General features: G+C 62.4%; 18 protein-coding genes. 10 read left to right on the top strand and 8 right to left on the bottom strand.

Going from position 1 to position 18,409, the window contains the following annotated elements:
- Window positions 1-456: 456 nt before the first annotated feature.
- Complete coding sequence (locus CSAL_RS17160) at window positions 457-1,488, top strand: reverse transcriptase family protein (protein WP_011506503.1); 1,032 nt, start codon at window positions 457-459, stop codon at window positions 1,486-1,488.
- On the opposite strand, the gene CSAL_RS17845 is transcribed toward CSAL_RS17160, so the two are convergent.
- The 3 genes from CSAL_RS17845 to CSAL_RS17395 form a co-directional block, all read right to left on the bottom strand.
- Window positions 1,455-1,616 carry a tyrosine-type recombinase/integrase gene (locus CSAL_RS17845; RefSeq protein WP_370599266.1) on the bottom strand — a complete coding sequence of 54 codons (162 nt, stop codon included), beginning with the start codon at window positions 1,614-1,616 and terminating at the stop codon, window positions 1,455-1,457. The two genes, CSAL_RS17160 and CSAL_RS17845, sit on opposite strands and share 34 nt — an antisense overlap.
- Window positions 1,603-1,893 carry a hypothetical protein gene (locus CSAL_RS17400; protein WP_148266801.1) on the bottom strand — a complete coding sequence of 97 codons (291 nt, stop codon included), beginning with the start codon at window positions 1,891-1,893 and terminating at the stop codon, window positions 1,603-1,605. The genes CSAL_RS17845 and CSAL_RS17400 overlap by 14 nt, the downstream gene beginning before the upstream one ends.
- Before the next feature lie 125 nt (window positions 1,894-2,018).
- A complete protein-coding gene (locus CSAL_RS17395; protein ID WP_148266800.1) occupies window positions 2,019-2,507 on the bottom strand; it encodes a site-specific integrase in 489 nt (162 codons plus the stop codon).
- 101 nt (window positions 2,508-2,608) lie between these two features.
- Here CSAL_RS17395 and dusA point away from each other — a divergent pair, with 101 nt between their 5' ends.
- Complete coding sequence (dusA, locus tag CSAL_RS06105; RefSeq protein ID WP_011506502.1) at window positions 2,609-3,649, top strand: tRNA dihydrouridine(20/20a) synthase DusA; 1,041 nt, start codon at window positions 2,609-2,611, stop codon at window positions 3,647-3,649.
- 57 nt (window positions 3,650-3,706) lie between these two features.
- On the opposite strand, the gene CSAL_RS06100 is transcribed toward dusA, so the two are convergent.
- Window positions 3,707-4,732 (bottom strand): succinylglutamate desuccinylase/aspartoacylase family protein, encoded by a 1,026-nt coding sequence (locus CSAL_RS06100; protein WP_043558054.1) that lies wholly within the window; start codon window positions 4,730-4,732, stop codon window positions 3,707-3,709.
- A gap of 316 nt (window positions 4,733-5,048) precedes the next feature.
- Between CSAL_RS06100 and CSAL_RS06095 the strand changes: the two genes are divergently transcribed.
- From CSAL_RS06095 to CSAL_RS06060, 8 genes are all read left to right on the top strand, one after another.
- Window positions 5,049-6,350, top strand: a complete 1,302-nt coding sequence (locus tag CSAL_RS06095) for an NAD(P)/FAD-dependent oxidoreductase (protein WP_011506500.1) — start codon at window positions 5,049-5,051, stop codon at window positions 6,348-6,350.
- A 91-nt stretch (window positions 6,351-6,441) separates the two neighbouring features.
- A complete protein-coding gene (locus CSAL_RS06090) occupies window positions 6,442-7,731 on the top strand; it encodes an NAD(P)/FAD-dependent oxidoreductase (protein WP_011506499.1) in 1,290 nt (429 codons plus the stop codon).
- Window positions 7,732-7,763: 32 nt separating this feature from the next.
- A complete protein-coding gene (locus CSAL_RS06085) occupies window positions 7,764-8,888 on the top strand; it encodes an ABC transporter ATP-binding protein (RefSeq protein ID WP_011506498.1) in 1,125 nt (374 codons plus the stop codon).
- A 10-nt stretch (window positions 8,889-8,898) separates the two neighbouring features.
- Window positions 8,899-9,822, top strand: coding sequence for an ABC transporter permease (locus tag CSAL_RS06080; RefSeq protein WP_011506497.1), 924 nt, complete (start codon window positions 8,899-8,901; stop codon window positions 9,820-9,822).
- A complete protein-coding gene (locus tag CSAL_RS06075) occupies window positions 9,819-10,616 on the top strand; it encodes an ABC transporter permease (RefSeq protein ID WP_011506496.1) in 798 nt (265 codons plus the stop codon). Before CSAL_RS06080 ends, CSAL_RS06075 begins: the two co-directional genes overlap by 4 nt.
- A gap of 60 nt (window positions 10,617-10,676) precedes the next feature.
- Window positions 10,677-11,744: an ABC transporter substrate-binding protein gene (locus CSAL_RS06070; protein ID WP_011506495.1), complete on the top strand. Its 1,068-nt coding sequence runs from the start codon at window positions 10,677-10,679 to the stop codon at window positions 11,742-11,744.
- A 59-nt stretch (window positions 11,745-11,803) separates the two neighbouring features.
- On the top strand, window positions 11,804-13,171 hold the full coding sequence (locus tag CSAL_RS06065; protein ID WP_011506494.1) for a glutamine synthetase family protein: 1,368 nt from the start codon (window positions 11,804-11,806) through the stop codon (window positions 13,169-13,171).
- A gap of 6 nt (window positions 13,172-13,177) precedes the next feature.
- Window positions 13,178-14,005: a helix-turn-helix domain-containing protein gene (locus CSAL_RS06060; protein WP_011506493.1), complete on the top strand. Its 828-nt coding sequence runs from the start codon at window positions 13,178-13,180 to the stop codon at window positions 14,003-14,005.
- A 50-nt stretch (window positions 14,006-14,055) separates the two neighbouring features.
- Here the strand turns inward: CSAL_RS06060 and CSAL_RS06055 are convergent, their stop codons facing one another.
- From CSAL_RS06055 to CSAL_RS06040, 4 genes are all read right to left on the bottom strand, one after another.
- Complete coding sequence (locus CSAL_RS06055; protein WP_011506492.1) at window positions 14,056-14,496, bottom strand: MFS transporter; 441 nt, start codon at window positions 14,494-14,496, stop codon at window positions 14,056-14,058.
- A gap of 125 nt (window positions 14,497-14,621) precedes the next feature.
- Window positions 14,622-15,743 carry an agmatine deiminase gene (gene aguA / locus CSAL_RS06050; protein ID WP_011506491.1) on the bottom strand — a complete coding sequence of 374 codons (1,122 nt, stop codon included), beginning with the start codon at window positions 15,741-15,743 and terminating at the stop codon, window positions 14,622-14,624.
- Window positions 15,744-15,813: 70 nt separating this feature from the next.
- The gene (locus tag CSAL_RS06045; RefSeq protein WP_011506490.1) at window positions 15,814-16,725 is read right to left on the bottom strand and encodes a LysR substrate-binding domain-containing protein; all 912 of its coding nucleotides are present in this window, start codon (window positions 16,723-16,725) and stop codon (window positions 15,814-15,816) included.
- 154 nt (window positions 16,726-16,879) lie between these two features.
- Window positions 16,880-18,409, bottom strand: coding sequence for an aldehyde dehydrogenase (locus CSAL_RS06040; protein ID WP_011506489.1), 1,530 nt, complete (start codon window positions 18,407-18,409; stop codon window positions 16,880-16,882).

Genomic DNA, 18,409 nt, shown 5'->3' with positions numbered 1-18,409 from the left:
CCGGCGACACCGGTACCGCGCATCACGTGTTCGCCGATATGCCTAGCGCATGCGGCAATCCCTGATGAGCAATACCGGGAGCTCTGGAAATTGCGGCGGAATGTTTCTCTACGAGAAACGGGCGAAGTGGGCTGCTTGTAGTGATTGTGACTTCCCTTTAACGATCCATTGGCCTGGCGGCGGAGCCATGTGGGCTCGTCATCGGGAGTAAGTGCAATGAAATACCAGCGTTTTAAGCCTTCAACCACTAGCAATAACGGTGGCCACAAGGAAAAGCATAAAGTCACGATCACTCGTAAGTTTGGTACTAAACGATGGGGGAGATTGGGTAATGCATTAAAGAGCTTGGTTCTTAGGCTTTTAAAGCTATACCGAGCTTACTTACTTGCAGAACCATATCTTTCTGACCTCCTCACCTTCTTACAGCAGTTCATGTAGCCACACAGATAGTGAATAATGGAACACACGTACTACCCCCATCACCCCATCAATAGCCTGAAAGCCCTTAACAGGGCCCTCGGCATTGATGAGGATGAAATATTTCATGCTCTGAGCAACATTAGCTACAAAGAAGTCCCAATAAAGAAAAAAGACGGAGCAATTCGCGTCACTTATGATGCCACCTCAGCCTTAAAGGTCGTGCAAAAAAAAGTCACCTCCAACATCTTCCATCGCGTAAATTTTCCTCACTATATACACGGATGCATCCGAGACACAAAAACTCCTAGAAATATCTATACTAACGCTTACCCTCACGCAGGCTGCAAGCAAGTCATACTGTGCGACATAAAAGACTTCTTCCCTTCTATCAAAGCGAAAACTGTTTTTTTTATTTTTAGGCATTGTTTAGGTTTTTCACCAAACGTGTCACAGAGACTGACCGATCTATGCACATATAATGGCACACTACCACAGGGCGCCAGCACCAGCAGCTACATTGCCAACTTAGCCTTTTGGGATGTTGAGCCATTACTGGTTAAGAAACTAGAAAGCCTTGGACTAACTTACACCCGTTTTGCTGACGACATCACGATTTCTGCCAAAAAAAGTATTTCAAAAAGCCTTAAGACCCAAGTTCTTCATGAGGTCAGGAGAACAATACGAAAAAGAGGCTGCTCCCTCAAGAAGAACAAGACCATAGTCCTAAAGCGGAGCCAGGTAATCATAGGAAAAGACAAAGAAACGCAAGAGACCACCCGCAACCCAATCACAGTAACCAGCCTTTCCATTCACCACAGCAGTGTAACTATTAGCAAAGTAGAACGACGAAAAGTGCGGGCCTTTGTCGATAAATTATCGAAAACTGAATTTAACAGAGTTTCCTATCACGAATGGTGCCGTAGATACTCAAGCGCCATGGGCCGAGTCTCCAGATTAATCAGCTGTGGACATAAAGAAGGCGAGCCGCTGAAGCAACGGCTCAAAGCTCTGAAAGATGAACACAAGAAGTTTCATCAGCGCAGCTCCAATGTCTCTGGCCGAAAATGAGTGTAGCGCGTTAGTACCTCCCAGCTCTCATGCAGAGTGAACTGTTGCACTTCCACGATCTCATAGCCCGCTTCAAAGAGCCGGGATGTCGCCTCATGGCGTAGGTCGTGAAAATTAAGATCCTCGATTCCGCAAGCTGCGGTCGCGCACGCCAGCGTGTACTATCGACTTTCCACTGTAGGGAAAGATTCGACTTTCCTTCTGAGCTTTGGGCTGACGTTGAATGATTGCCATCGCTTCGTGAGTCAGTTTGAAGCCCTTGTGGCTGCCCCATTTCAGGCACGGGTGCTTCGCATCCCGCACCCAGCAGGTCATCGCCTGCTCGTCGAGGTCCGCCCAGGTGAGCCGGGTGATCTCCTCCTGGCGCCTCGAGGAAGCGATGGCGAACTCCATGATGTCTTCCATGGAGATGCTCGGGCTCGGCCGGATCCGCTGCGAGCGACGGAAGTAAGCCCGGATCTGCTCGACCCCCTTCTCCGTTGGCCGCCTATCGCGGGCACCGGGCCGTGACACTAGCCCCTTATTTCGCATCAGCAGCTTGGCCGATTCGAACTCGTTGAGGTTGACAGGCAGCTTCCAGGCCGCCACGGCCGTCTTGAGGATGATGCCCAGCCAGGTGATGTCCTGTTGATCGTCGAGGGCTTGATACCGCTGTCACGACGCATGACGGCGTGGCCGATGATCTGCTCGCTGGTCAGCTCGGTGACCTGCACCCTGGCGATCGGAAAGCGCTGCAGCTGCTGGATGGTGGCCCGCTTCGAACGCTCGGCGTCCTGAGCGAATTCGTGAAGATAGCGCTCGATAGCATCATCCAAAGTCACACCCTTCCACTTCGCCGAGAGCACGCCGCGGGGGCTGTGCAACCCGAGCTCGCGCCGCTTGGCCCACTCCTCGGCCATCGCCTTGCGCGGGAAAGTCCTGGATTCCGAGTGGTCTGGTTGCCCACGGCGGGCGATGCGAATCTGGGCAAGATATGAGAAACTGCCGTCCTTTCGTCGGCGCTTCCTGATCGTCGCCACGCAAACCTCCCTGATGTCCCAAATTGCCGACTCACCATGTGCCAAATTTGTACCAACACATGGTGAAAAACATGGCATTAACACTGTAAACATGAACAGTTATGAGTGATAACGCAACTGCTACGACCGGCATGGATACTGGCATCAAGCGCCGCAAGCTGGATAGGACCTTCTCCGTCGCCCCGATGATGGATTGGACGACCCGCGATTACAGGGCCTTCGCTCGGACGCTGACCCGCGAGGCGCTGCTGTACACCGAGATGGTCACGACCGGAGCGATCCTGCATGGGTCCCCTCGCGAGCGCTTCCTGGGCTACAGCGACGTGGAGCACCCGCTGGCACTGCAACTGGGCGGCAGCGACCCTGCCGAGCTGGCAGAATGCGCGGCGATCGCCGAGGCGTGGGGTTACGACGAGGTCAATCTGAACGTGGGCTGCCCCAGCGACCGGGTACAGAACAACCTGATCGGGGCCTGCCTGATGGCGTATCCCGACAAGGTCGCGGCAGCGGTGCGTGCCATGCAGGCCGCGGTCTCGATTCCCGTCACGGTGAAGTGCCGCATCGGCATCGACGACCAGGACGAGGACGCCGACCTGGCACGCTTCATCGGCACGGTCGCGGACGCCGGCGCCGACACCTTCATCATCCACGCCCGCAAGGCGTGGCTCGAGGGACTCTCCCCCAAGGAAAATCGCGATGTCCCGCCGCTCAACTATGCCCGCGTGCATCGGCTCAAGACCCAGTATCCCGCGCTGCATATCGGCATAAATGGCGGTATCAAGTCCCTGGAAGACTGCCAGGCACACCTTGAGCACGTCGATAGCGTGATGATCGGGCGCGAAGCGTACCAGAACCCCTGGCTGCTGGCCGGCGTGGATGCCGCGCTCTATGGCACACCGTCGCCCGTGACCAGCCGGCAGGAGGCGGCACGTGCCCTGAGGCCCTATATCGCCGAGCGTCTGGCGGCAGGCGCCAAGCTCAATCATGTCACTCGCCACCTGCTGGGCTTGTTCCAGGGCTGCCCCGGCGGGCGTCAGTTCCGCCGCCACCTGTCGGAAAACGCTCACCGTCCCGGCGCCGATCTCGCGGTCTTCGACGAGGCCTTGAGCAAGGTACACGACCCCGAGCGGGCCATCGCCTGACACCGCCCCCGCATGACGCGCCCGGCCACTCCGCTGCCGGGCCACCCCACGACGGGGCTACAGGCCAGGCCCCGTCTCGAAGTCAGAGTGGAACGTTTCCACGGCGTTTTCGGCCTCTTCGATCTCATCGAAACGGGCCACATGAAACAGGGCTTCCCCTTCGTTCGCCAGTGGCAGATTGCTCATGCCGATCACGATGCCATCGGCGTTGGCAAGCACCTCCTGCTCGGCGTTGCCGAACGGGTCGGCGACGCGCCCCAGCACATCGCCTCGCGCAACACGCGCGCCCAGGCGCGCCCGAGGCCGCAGAATGCCATCGATCGGCGAACGCGCCCAGCTCGACCCATTGGCCACCTCCGCCGAGGCGGTCGCGTGCCGCCGCCGATCGGCGGGCAGCATGCCCAGCAGGCGCATGACCCGTTGCACACCCCGCACGCCCGGCGCGATGGCCCACTCGTCGAAGCGCAACGCTTCGCCCGCCTCGTAGGTCAACACCGGCACGTTGCGCGATTGCGCGTATTCCCGAAGACTCCCCTCGCGCAATTCGGCATTGAGGATCACCGGCACACCGAATGCTTCCGCCATGGCCTGCGTCTCGGGCCGGTCACGTAGCTGCGCCCGCACCTGGGGAAGGTTGGTACGATGAATCGCCCCGGTATGCAGATCGACGATGTGCGTCGCCAGATCGACGATCTGCTCGCGAAACAGCGCCGCGACACGCGACCCGAGCGACCCGACCTCGCTACCCGGAAAACAACGATTCAGGTCACGCCGATCGGGTAAATAGCGGGTCTGTTGCACGAACCCGAATACATTGACGATAGGGACCGCGATCAACGTGCCGCGCAAGCGCGATAACGACGCCAGTCTGAGCATGCGACGCACGATCTCGACCCCATTGATCTCATCGCCGTGGATGGCGCCGCAGACCAGCAGGGTCGGCCCGGGCTGACGACCATGGACGACCTCGACGGGAATATGCAGCGGTGCATGGGTGTAAAGCTTGGCCACCGGCACATCGATCTGTGCCCGGCTGCCGGGAGGAATGCGTGTACCGGCCAGTTCGAAGGGAGCACGAGCCATGAGTTGTCCTATACGAGAAGCGGCAGTTTCTTGATATCCGCCATGGCGCCTCATGATACCCCATTCATGCAAGCGATTCTTTTTTAGTCATCCTTGAAAGGCGCGAACCATACGGCAGTGCAGTCTTTCGAGCATCGTCATATTGCAAACCATGATACATGCTCATTTCCCGAGAACTTCGTGGCACCGTCCTCGCGACTTGCACTCAAAATATACCCAAGGGGGTATATCACAGGATTGCCACTCCTTCGTAACGTTATCCCAACGCAAAGACTCACAAGGCCGACATTTAGCAAAGGCTGGCCAAGACACAACGATGGTTCGGGAGCAAACCGTGCTGGCAACGTCTTATCCTCAGTCCTATTACGCGGCGTCCGCCAATGACGCGCGAGCAAGACCGCCCCTGCTGGGTCATGTAAAGGCAGACATTTGCATCATCGGCGCCGGTTTTACCGGCATGTCCACCGCCCTCCACATGGCCGAGAATGGCTACAACGTGGTTGTCCTGGAAGCCAACCGCATCGGATTCGGTGCTTCCGGCCGCAATGGCGGACAGATCGTCAACAGCTACAGTCGCGACATCGACTTCATCGAGCGCCAGTACGGCCAGAAGGTCGGCGCCGAGATGGGCCGGATGGCCTTCGAGGGCGGGCGTATCCTGCGCCGCTTCATCAAAGACTACGGCATTCAATGTGACCTGAAGGAAGGCGGCATTTTCGCTGCATGCAACCGCAAGCAGTTCGATGAGCTGGTCGAGAAAAAAAAGCTCTGGGAAAAACACGGCCACGAACAGCTCGAGCTTCTCGACGCACATGCCATCCAGCAATACGTGGGAACCGAGCGCTACGCCGGTGGCCTTATCGATCACAGCGGCGGGCATTTCCACCCCCTGAACCTGGTGCGTGGTGAAGCCGACGCCGTGGAGTCCCTGGGCGGAACCATTTACGAAGAGTCCCCGGCACTGCACGTTCGCGAAGGTGACAAGCCGGTCGTTCATACAGAGCAAGGCAGTGTCGAAGCAGACTACGTGCTGGTCGCCGGCAACGCCTACCTCAATGGCCTGCTGCCAGAACTGGAGTCCAAGGCCATACCTTGCGGCACCCAGATCATCACCACCGAGCCCCTGCCGGAAAGGGTACAACGGCGCTTGCTCCCGAAAGACAATTGCGTCGAGGACTGCAATTACCTCCTGGACTATTTTCGCCTGTCCGGTGATGGCCGGCTGGTCTATGGCGGCGGCGTCACATACGGCGCGCGTGAGCCGGCAAAAATCGAGGCATTGATCGTCCCGAAGATGCTCAGGACATTCCCGGAGTTGAAAGACACGAAAGTGGATTTTGCCTGGACCGGCAACTTCCTTTTGACGCTGACGCGTCTCCCGCAGTTCGGTCGCATCGGAACGAACATCTACTACGCGCAAGGCTATAGCGGCCATGGCCTCACCTGCACCCATCTGGCGGGCAAGGTGATCAGCGATGCGATTCAGGGACAGGCTGAACGCTTCGATATTTTCGCCAGCCTGCCCCAGCACTCCTTCCCCGGAGGACGAAGGCTGCAGGTTCCGCTCACCGCCATGGGCGCCTGGTACTATAACCTGCGCGACAGGCTGGGAATCTGACGATCCACCACCCACGACCATCGCTTGTATATCGAAAGTAGTTTTGTCGTATTCTCGTCAATTCTTCAACAACAATAACAGGATGACATCTATGTGCAGTACCGTCTCCGATCCTCCTGCTTCTTGGTATCGGGCCTCCATCGCCGTCGAGCTCGAGCCCAGCCAACCTCTGGAAGGCGACACCCGGGCCGACGTATGCGTGATCGGCGGCGGGGTGACCGGCTGTTCCACGGCGCTGCATCTGGCCGAACGCGGCTACTCGGTAGTACTGCTCGAGGCCGGCGACATCGGCCACGGCGCCTCCGGCCGCAGCGGCGGGCAGATCCTGCCCGGGCTGGGCACCGATATCACTACCGTCCAGCAGGCCCTCGGGCTGCCCCGTGCCCGTGAAATATGGGAAATGAGCCGCGAGGCGGTACGCCTCACCGCCGAGCTGGTCGAGCGTCATGCGATTCCCTGCGAACTGGCCTGGGGCTACCTGCACGCGGCGGTCAAGCCGCGCCATATCAAGGAACTCTCGTCCTTCCGCGAGCAGATGGCCCGCGACTACGACTACGACGCCCTGACATGGCTAGAAGGCGATGCCCTGCGCGAGCACGTGGTCACCGACACCTACCCGGCGGCCCTCCATGACCGTGAGGGTGGGCACCTCCATCCTCTCAACTACACCCTGGGTCTGGCCCGGGCGGCACAGCGCGCCGGCGTGCGCGTGCACCCGCGCAGCGCCGCCCGCGAAATCCGCCGCGGGCAGCCGGCCACGGTCATCACCGAACGCGGCCAGGTGACCGCCGACTTCGTGGTACTGGCCACCAATGCCTATCACGGCGACCTGGTGCCGGAGCTCTCCGGACGCATCATGCGCGCCGCCAACTACATGATCGCCACCGCCCCCTTGAGCGAGGCCCAGGCGGCGCAGGTGCTGCCGCAGAACGATGCCCTGGCCGACGCCAATTTCGTGCTCGACTACTATCGTCTCAGTGCCGACCGCCGCTTGATCTACGGCGGCGAGGTCAGCTACGACGGCCGCGAGCCGCCGAAGCTGCAGGCACGCATGGATGCCAAGATCGCCCGGCTGTTTCCGGTGCTGGAAGGCGTCCCCATCGAGTATCGATGGGGCGGCGACGTGGCCATCACCCTGAACCGGGCTCCCGACTTCGGCCGCCTGGGCGACAATCTCTATTATGCCCAGGGCTACTCCGGGCACGGCATGGCCATGGCAGGACTGGCCGGCAAGCTGATGGCCGAGGCCATCGCCGGGCAGAGCGAGCGTTTCGATGTCTTCGCTGCCATGCCACACCGGCAGTTCCCGGGTGGGCGAGCCCTGCGCAAGCCCCTGCTGGTACTGGCTACCAACTTCTACAAACTGCGCGACCGGCTCTGAGAGGGGCCGCCGACAAGCGAGAGGGTATCCCCATGAGCGAGACCACCACGGCGGAGATTGCCGACAAGCCGGGGGTCCACCCGGCTGCCGATGAGCAGGATCGGGCGAACCGCAAGGCATCCTCGATCGAAATGCAGGGCCTGCACAAGCGCTTCGGGCGCGATACCGTGGCGCTCGACGGCGTCGACCTGGACATCCGGGCCGGCGAGTTCTTCACCCTGCTGGGGCCTTCCGGATGCGGCAAGACCACCCTGCTGCGGATCCTCGCCGGCCTCGAGGAGCCGGACGACGGATCGCTGGTAGTAGGCGGCAAGAACGTCACCGAAGTACCGCCACACCGGCGCAGCGTCAATACCGTCTTCCAATCCTATGCGCTCTTCCCGCACCTTTCGGTCCGCGAAAATCTGGCCTTCGGGTTGAAGATGCGCGGCATGCCGGCGGCTGAGCGTCATGTCAAGGTCGATGAGATTGCCGACTTCATCAAGCTCGGCGACCTGGTCGACCGTCATGTCGATCAGCTCTCCGGCGGCCAGCGCCAGCGCATCGCGCTGGCTCGGGCGCTGATTTGCGAGCCTGATGTCCTGTTGCTCGACGAACCACTCTCGGCACTGGATGCCGGCCTGCGCAGCCAGTTGCAGGTGGAACTGCTGCGGGTGCAGAAACGGCTCGGCATGACCTTCGTGTTCGTGACCCACGATCAGCAGGAGGCCATGGTCATGTCCGACCGTATCGCCGTCCTCAATGGCGGCACCATCCAGCAGGTCGGAGCCCCGCGGGAAGTCTACGAGCGTCCGGTGAACGCCTTCGTGGCGCGCTTCATGGGTCACGACAACCTCTATCCGATCAGCAACCGCCAGGGCGGTCGCCTGACCACGGCGCTGGGGACGCTCACCGCCGAGGACCCCGGCGACGGGGAGCTTCTGCTGATTCGCCCCGAGACGCTGGACCTGCTGCCCGGCAAGGTCGAGGGCGACAATCATCTGACGGCTAAAGTGGCCGAGCGGCTCTACCGCGGCAGTCATGCCGAGTTCCGTCTGGAGATCGGCGATACCACCCTGCAGGCCACGGTCAATAACCGCGGCCGTCACCTGCCCGAGATCGGCGAAACGGTGACGGTGGCGGTAGCGCCGGAAGACCTGGTCACCCTGCACGAGTGAGGAGGCGCACATGTCCTATTCTGGAGCCGTACCCACTGCCCGCAGCCGGGCCATGGTCCGCGAGACCCGTCACTTGTTGTTCACGGTGGCGCCCGGGGCCTTCTGGATCTTCATCTTCCTGGTGTTGCCCAGTGCGTATCTGATGGGGGTGGCCTTCATGACCAACGGCCCCTATGGCCTGCCGCAGATGCCCCTGTCACTGGACGCCTTCGAACGGCTGGCGGGCGTGGGCTTTCTCGGCTGGAGCCCGGGCAACCTCTATACCTTGCTGCGCTCGCTGTGGCAGACCCTGGTATCGACGGTGCTGGTCGTGATCGTCGCCTATCCGGTGGCCTACTACATCACGACCTGTCGTGAGAAGTGGCGGCCGGTCCTGTTGTTGCTGGTCGTCGTGCCATCGTGGACCAATCAGGTGATTCGTGCCTTCGGCTGGATGAACCTGCTGGCACCGGAAACACCGCTTTCCAGCCTGGCCGAGAGCATAGGGCTGGTGGCGCCCAACATGGGGCTGTATCCCTCCAACTTCGCGGTCACCCTGGGGCTGGTCTACAACTTCCTGCCCTTCATGGTACTCCCGCTGTATGCCGCCTTCGAAAAGCTCGATACGGCGCAGGTACAGGCCGCGCAGGACCTCTATGCCAGTCCGGTGCGGGCCTTCTGGCACGCGGTCTTCCCGCAGACGCTGCCAGGTTTGCTGGCCGGCACGGTGCTGGTGGCGATTCCCGCCTTCGGCATGTACGTGATTCCCGAGCTGCTCGGCGGCGGCAAGGGCATGATGCTCGGCAACCTGGTCGCCAACCAGTTCGCGGGCAGCTCCAATTGGCCCCTGGGCGCCGCGGGCGCAATCCTGATGTTGATCGCGACATTCATCGGCCTGTTCGCCATGCGGCGTATCGGCAAGCGTCTCGGCGGTGGTGAGGAGGTAGTGATATGAAAAAGCGAACGCTTGCGCGCGGTCTCGCCGGTATCTGGTGGGTGACGCTGGTTTTCCTCTACGCGCCACTCCTGGTGATCGTGCTGTTTTCCTTCAACTCGGCCAACAGCACAGCCGTTTTCGAAAACTTCTCGCTGGCCTGGTACCGCAGGCTGTTCGGCAACGAGCAGATCATCAGTGCCTTCGGCAACAGCCTGGTGCTGGCGGTGAGCTCCTCGGTCGTGGCGCTGGTGGTGGGGTGCCTGATTGGCTATGGCATGTACCGACATCGCCATCGCAAACTGGGCTGGCTGATCGTCTTGATCTATCTGCCTATCGTGCTGCCGGATATCGTCTTCGGCATTTCCGAGATGGCCTTCTTCGTGCAGATTCATGAATGGACCGGCCTGCTGCAACCAGGGCTCGGCACCATGATCATCGCGCATGTGACGTTCCAGATTCCGTTCGTGGCACTGATCGTCTACTCGCGCTTCGTGGGCCTGGACCCGACCCTGTTCGAAGCTGCCAAGGACCTCTATGCGTCGCCGGTCAAGCGCGTGGTACATTTCATGGTACCGACCATCAAACCGGCGCTGATTTCCGCCTTTTTCCTGTCGTTCACGCTGTCGATCGACGACTTCGTGATCAGTTTCTTCACGGCAGGACCGGAAAGCGCCACCTTGCCCATCTATATCTGGAGCGCCATCAAGAAGGGAGTGACGCCCGAAATCAATGCGATCGCCACCCTGATGATCGGTGCGGTGGCCATGGCCGCGATACTCAGCATGCTGTTCAACCGGCAGGGACGCCGCTAGGCGCTTTCTGTCAATACGATGCAACACCGACAAAACGTAGCACCGAAGGAGAGCGACACGATGAAAACAATGACCACAAGAATCGCCGCTGCACTCGGAGGCCTATTGCTGGCCGGCGGCACCCAGGCTCAGGAAGACAACAAGCTGTACCTGTTCAACTGGACCCAATACATGGACCCGGCCATCATCGAGGCCTTCGAGGAGAAATACGACGCCGAGGTGGTGCAGAGCTACTACAACTCGCTGCCCGAAATGTACGCCAAGCTCAATGCTGGCGGGGTGTCGCAGTACGACATCATCGTGCCGTCCAACTATTACGTGCCACGGCTCATCGAGACCGGCATGGTACAGAAGCTGGACAAGTCCAAGATCCCCAACCTCGACAACGTCATGGAGCAGTTCGAGAATCCCAGCTACGATCCGCAAAGCACCTATTCGGCACCTTACCAGTGGGGCGTGACCGGTCTGGTATACAATGCCGAGACGTTCCCCGACGCCCCCAAGAGCTGGTCGCTGATGTTCGATTCCGAGGTCAACTCGGGACATCCCTTCGCGCTGATGGGTGATGGCCAGGTCACCATGGGCGGCGCCTGTGCGTACCTGGGCCACGGCTATGACTGCACCGACACCGAGGCCTGGAAGGAGGCCGCAAGACTGCTGATCGACACCAAGAACCGCGACAATTTCAGCGGCTTCGTCGACGGGACGCCAAGCCTGCAGCAACTGGCACGCGGCGTGACCCACGCCGCCTTGAGCTATAACGGCGACTACCTCTTCTATCGCCAGGAAAATCCGGAGTCATTCAAGAACATCAAGTTCATGATTCCCGACGAGGGGACCGAAATGTGGGTGGATACCATGCTGATCCCTTCCAAGGCCCCCCACCCCGATCTGGCCCACAAGTTCATCAACTTCATCCTGGATGCCAAGATCGGCGCTCAGCTCTCCAACTACAACTACTACGCCAGCCCCAATGCGGAAGCTCAGCCCTATCTTGACGACATCCTGACCCAGCCTCCGATCCAGCCGTCCGAGGAAGACATGCAGCGCCTGCACTTCACGCCCAGTCTCGAAGGCGAGCAACTGCAGGTCTTCCAGCAGCTTTGGTCAGAAGTCCAGTCACGCTGAGGCGACAGGTCTCGGCCGCTCTGACGGGGCCGGGACCATCTGCAGAACAAGGACACTTTATGAGTAACCGTCAAGAACAACCCCACTTCAACGACTGGTTCCAGGCGCGTGGCATCACCGAGGTCGAGTGCCTGGTCACCGACCTCACCGGCATCCTGAAGGGCAAGATCATGCCCGCCGGCAAGTACCTGGGCGGTGGCCGCCCGCGACTGCCGGATTCGATCTTCATCCAGACCGTCACTGGCGGTTATCCCGACGACGATGACATCCATTTCTGGAACCCTGCCGAGCGGGACATGGAGCTGGTGCCCGACCCCAACGCCGTCTTCCTGGTGCCCTGGGCCGACGATCCCACGGCGCAGATCATCCACGACTGCCATTATCTGACCGGCGAGCCGGTGGAGCTCGCCCCTCGGCATGTGCTCAAGCGGGTACTGGCCTGCTACCAGGCGCGGGGCTGGAAGCCGGTGGTGGCCCCCGAGGTCGAGTTCTTTCTGGTCAAGACCAATACCGATTCCGACTATCCGCTCGAACCGCCGATCGGCCGCAACGGACGTCAGGAGAGCAGTCGCCAGTCATTCTCCATCGACGCGGTCAACGAGTTCGATCCGTTGTTCGAGGAGATGTACGATTACTGCGACGCCATGAGCCTCGACCTGGACACCCTGATCCATGAAGAGGGGGCAGGCCAGATGGAAGTGAACTTCCAGCACGGCGATCCCCTGCACCTGGCCGATCAGGTGGTCATGTTCAAGCGCGCCCTGCGCGAAACCGCGTTGCGCCACGGCATGTACGCCACCTTCATGGCCAAGCCGATGGCCAACGAACCGGGCAGCTCGATGCATCTACACCAGAGCCTGCTCGACGCGCAATCCGGTGATAACCTGTTCGCCAGCGACAACGGTCAGTCCAGCCGGCTGTTCCAGCATTTCATCGGCGGATTGCAGCGCTATCTGCCCGCGTCCATGCCTCTGCTGGCGCCCAACGTCAACTCCTATCGCCGGCTGATGCGGACCGAGACCAGCGGTTCGGCACCGATCAACGTCGAGTGGGGGACCGACAATCGCACCGTGGGCCTGAGAGTCCCGGTCTCGACGCCCGAAGCGACACGAGTCGAGAACCGTCTGGCCGGGGCCGATGCCAACCCCTATCTGGTGATGGCGGCCTCGCTGGCCTGCGGCTATCTCGGCATGCTCGGCCAGCTCGAACCACGTCCGCCAATGGTCGGGTCGGCCTGGTCCGGTGGCCACAAACTGCCCGACGATATCCGCCCGGCGCTGGACATGCTGAGCGAATGCCAGCCACTGGCCGAGATTCTCGGCGAGCGTTTCACCAACAGCTACCTGGCGGTCAAGCGCGCCGAGCACCGCGAATACTTCCAGGTGATCAGCTCCTGGGAGCGCGAACACCTTCTGCTCAGGGTCTGATTTTTCGTGACACCCACCGACCATCTCGCAAGTGCCGCCAGCCTGACCTGGCACCATCATCTGGCCTGTCTTTTCCAGGCCGTCACCGGGAGCGGCTTTCCGCTCCTGCTGGAACAGACGCTGCGCGAGCTGGTCGGTTTCGACACCATTCTGATCAATACCTATAAAGGACAACGGCGCCCGCTGCTGATACACGACAACTACCCAGCCACGCGGCGCGAACAGGGAATCGAACGCTATTTGAACCAGGCCTTCCTGCTCGATCCCTTCTTCCAGGCCGTGCATGACGGGCTGGAGAACGGCGCACACCGACTGCGCGAGCTGGCACCGGACCGTTTCGAGAACAGCGACTACTATCACCACTACTATCGGGCCCTGGGACTCACCGACGAGATCGGCTTGTTCGCCAGGGTCGACACTGACGTCGTCATGGTGGTGTCACTGGGGTTTCGCGACGATGCCCCACGGATCACCCGCCGGGATATGCTGGCGTTACGCCATATCTCGCCGGTACTGGAAGTGCTGCTAGGGGAATACTGGAAGTGGCAGGAACACCGCTTCCACCAATGCCTGGCCGAGCGGGAACCGGTGGAGGAAGCCTTCGACAGCTTCGGGCGGGAACGCCTGACGGCACGCGAGCGGGACATCGTGCGCCTGCTGCTGGCCGGGCACTCCACCAAATCGGCGGCCCGCGAACTGGGCATCAGCGATGGTACCGTCAAGGTCCATCGCAAGCATGTCTACCAACGCCTCGAGGTTTCCAGTCAGTCGCAGCTCTTCCGGCTTTTCCTCGATCACGTGGCGCTCGTCTCCCGCCAGCAGGCGGGGCAGTAAGCGCCCCTCGAAAGTCCGCTCACTGCCCTGCCGCCCTCCTCTGTCTGCAGCTATTCGGCGTCGGCCATTTCGGGCACCAGCCGGCGCAGTCGTGCATAGACGAAAGCATACAAGCACAGCGCCGCCAGTGACCCGGCCGCGCCGAGCAGCATCACCGCGCCGTAGCCCAGTTCCCGGGCCAGCAGGAAGCCGGCGATCGCCACCAGGATGCCGAACAGCGCCAGGTGTCGCCGGTTGAGGCGCGACACCAGGGCGGCGGTGGCCAGCGAGGCCAGGAACATGCCGCCCAGGTCCGCCGAGGCCAGCCAGCCCACCTGCTGTTCGTCGAAATGCAGGAAGTCGGCCCATGCCCCGACCATCAGCGGCATGCCCATGACCACGGCGTTGCCGACGAAGCTGATCGCCACGGCGGCGGCGATGGCCAGCGGATGGTCGACGCCGATGCGGGGGAGTCCCCGAGCCTCGGCCGGGGCGGTGGTGGATTGCGTCATCGTGGATACCTCACTCGCTTGTTGATTGTTGTCGAGTCGGTTCCGGCCGCAGGGGCCCTGGGCACTCCGCACGGGCGGGGCACCGGCGGCCGCGGGGGCCGGCTGTCGAGTCGGAAAGGCGCGGTTCAGCCGCCGGTCGGCGGCGTCGGGGCGGCGTACTGGGGCATGGTGATACAGGCAACGTTGCCCCCGCCGAGCAGGATCTCGCGGGAGCTCTCGATGCCGACGATACGATGACGGGGGAACAGTTCGGCCAGGGTGGCCTGGGCGACGCGATCGCTGGGATCGCCGAACAGCGGTACCACGATCACCGAGTTGCCGGCGTAATAGTTGATGTAGGAGGCACAGATACGGGTGCCGGCCTGACGCAGATGGGTGCCGTCGACCTGATCGAGTCCTGCGGCCTCCTCGGCCGTCCACTCCAAGGCCCGCGGCTGGGGCATCTTGTGCACGGTGAGCTCGCGCCCTCGGGCGTCGCGGGTGCCTTTCAGCACGTCATAGGCCTCCTGGCAGATCTCCCACTGCGGGTCGTCGCGGTCGTCGGTCCACTGCAGCAGCACCTCGCCGGGGCGCACGAAGTAGGCCAGATCGTCGATATGGCCGTCGGTCTCGTCGAACTTGCAGCCCCGCGGCAGCCAGATGACCCGCTCGGCGCCGAGGTAGTCCTCGAGATGCCGGGTGACCGCTTGCTTGCCCAGGTGGCCATTGCGGTTGCGGTTGAGCAGGCACTGCTCGGTGGTCAGCAGGGTGCCCTGGCCGTCGGACTGGATACCGCCCATCTCGGCGATGAACGGCGCCCGGTAGCGGTCCAGCCCCTCGATCTCGAGTACCTTCCGGGCGATCAGATCGTCCTGATCCCAGGGGAAGTACAGGCCGCCGTCGAGGCCGCCGTAGGCATTGAACTCGAGATCCACGCCGCGCACCTCGCCGGTCGCGTCGTTGACCACGAAGGCCGGCCCGCTGTCACGGAACCAGCTGTCGTTGCAGGTCATCTCCACCACCCGCACCGAGGGCGGCAGCAGGCGCCGGGCGTTGGCGAACTGGGCGGCGGAAGCGCAGACGGTGACCGGCTCGCTCTCGGCGATGGCGGACGCAATCTCGACCCATACCCGCTGTGCCGGCTTGCCGCCGTTGCGCCACACGTCCGGGCGCTCCGGCCAGCCCAGCCAGCAGCCAGCCTTGGGTTCGAATTCGCCGGGCAGCCGGAAACCGTCGGCCTTGGGCAGGGAGGTCAGCAAGCGCGCCATGGAACACCTCGTTTTCGTTGTTGGGGTATTCCGATGCTAGGCCCGGCCTCGCGCGACGCACCAGCGACGATTATTGCGCCACCCTTGAATGGAATTCAGGAGTCTCGAGCAGCGCGACGCACCAGTCGATGAAGTGCGCGACCGCCGGCCGCTCGAGACGCTGACGATCGCAGACCAGCGCGTACTGGCCGAGCGAACCCACGCTGGCGGCGAAGGGGCGCACCAGCCGCCCCCGCGTCAGGTCCTCCGAGGCCGTCAGCACATCCCCGAGCGCCACCCCCAGGCCGTTCGCGGCGGCTTCCAGGGCCAGGCCGGCGTGCTCGAAGTAAAGGTTGCGACCGGCCCGGGCGTCGCCGGCGTGGGTGGCCAGCCAGGCGGCCCAGGTTCCGCCGTCCTGGTCGTCGTGCAGCAATCGGCAACCCGCCAGGTCGGCGGGACACGTCAGGCCACCCGCGTTGAACAGCCCCGGGCTGCACACCGGGAAGAAGTGCAGCGCCGGCAAGGGACGCACGAAAAGCTCATGGGCGTCCGCCGGTCCGGCGCCGTAGATGATCGCCAGGTCGAGGTCGGGGCCGACGTCCTGGACGTCGTAGGCGCGGGCATGCAGATGCAGGTCGATATGCGGGTAGCGACGGCAGAAGTCGTCCAGCCGTCCCACCAGCCACTTCTGAGCCAGTTCGGCGGGCACAGCCACTTGCAGCGCGGCCTGGGTATCCGGGGCGGCGATCGTCTCGCAGGCCTCGCCGACTCGTTCGAAGGCCTGCTGCAGGCTGTGCAGCAGGCGTCGGGCCTGAGGCGTGGGCTGCAGGTGGCGCCCGCGGCGCACGAACAGCGTCGCCCCGAGCTGCTCTTCCAACTGGCGGACCTGATGGCTGACGGCGCTGTCGGTGACGCACAGCTCCGCCGCCGCGCGGCCGAAGTGGGCATGGCGGGCGGCGCACTCGAAGGTGCGCAGCGCGGTCAACGAGGGCAATCGGCGCATGGCGGGAGTCTCCTGGGGCGATCTCTCGACGGTTGGACGACAGGATACGCGATCCCCCCTCGCCGGACGCGCCCTTCACAAGACCGGCCCGAGGGCCGGCCTGCCTCCACGAATGAGCCGATGCTCCCGCCCTGATGCATGGCGTGGGCGGCGCTCAGGTGGCGAGCGTCATCCAGACGGTCTTGAGATCGGAGTATTCCTCCAGCGAATGGTGGGACTTGTCGCGACCGTTGCCGGACTGCTTGACCCCGCCGAAGGGCACCGTCTGATCCATATCGGCCCAGTTGTTGACGAAGACCTGGCCCGAGCGCAGCCGACGGGTGACGCGCATGATGCGATCGATGTCCTGACTCCACAGGCCCGCCGCCAGGCCGTAGTCGCTGTCGTTGGCCAGACGTACGGCCTCCTCCTCGGTGTCGAAGCCGAACACCGCCAATACCGGGCCGAATATTTCCTCCCGACCGATGGCCATGGTGTCGGTGACGCCATCGAATACCGTCGGCCCGATGAACAGGCCCTTGGCCCCCTCGATATCCAGCGCCTGGCCGCCGGCACGTAGCGTCGCGCCTTCTTCGACACCCTGGCGGATGTAGTCGAGTACGCGTTGATACTGGGTCTGATCGACCATCGCGCCCATGAAGCTCGCCGGATCCAACGGGTCGCCGGGCTGCATGCGTTCGGCGGCGGCCAGCACCTTGCCGACGAAACGCTCGCGAATGCTGTTCTCGACCAGCAGGCGCGAGCCGGCGATGCACACCTCGCCCTGATTGTGGAAGATCGCGGCAGCAGCGTGTTCGGCCACGCGATCCAGGTCCTTGCAGTCGGCGAACACGAGATTCGGACTCTTGCCGCCACACTCCAGAAAGACCTTCTTGAGATTCGACTGACCGGCGTACTGCATCAATTGCTTGCCGACCCCGGTGGAGCCGGTAAAGGCCAGACAGTCGACCCCCATGGACAATGCCAAGGCCTTGCCCACGGTATGACCGAAGCCGGGCAGTACCTGAAAAACGCCGCGCGGCAAGCCGGCTTCGCGCGTCAGCTGGGCGAGGCGCAACGCCGAAAGCGGTGATTTTTCCGACGGCTTGAGGATGACACTGTTGCCAGCCGCCAGCGCCGGGCCGATCTTCCAGGCCGTCATCATCAACGGGAAGTTCCAGGGCACGATCGACGCCACCACACCCAGCGGCTCGCGCAGAACCAGCCCCAGGCTTTCCTCGCCGGTGGGCGCGATTTCACCATAGAGCTTGTCGATGGACTCGGCATGGTGACGAATGCAACCGATGGCACCGGCCATGTCGCCCATGGCACTCGATACCGGCTTCCCCATGTCCAGGCTGTCGAGCAGCGCCAGCTCGTGCTTGTGCGCCTCCATCAGGTCGGCCAGACGCAGCAGCACGGCCTTGCGTTCGCCCGGTGACGAACGCGACCACGCGCCGCTCTCGAAGGCACGCCGCGCCACCGACACCGCCGTCTCGGCGTCGGCCGCATCGCAACTGGCCACTTCGGCGAGCGTCTCGCCGGTGGCCGGATTGAGCGTGGTGAAGGTCGCGCCATCGGCGGCATCGACGAAGGTGTCATCGATATAGGCACGCGCCTCGAGGCCTGCTTCGACAGTCAGGTGCTCGGCCAGGGCCTGCCAATCGGCGTGAGTGACAGGGTTTGAAGGGGTGGAGTGAGTCAT

The sequence above is a fragment of the Chromohalobacter israelensis DSM 3043 genome, from assembly GCF_000055785.1.
Taxonomy (GTDB): domain Bacteria; phylum Pseudomonadota; class Gammaproteobacteria; order Pseudomonadales; family Halomonadaceae; genus Chromohalobacter; species Chromohalobacter israelensis.
Note: the sequence above shows the minus strand (reverse complement) of the source record. Positions and strands in the feature narration are given on the sequence as shown.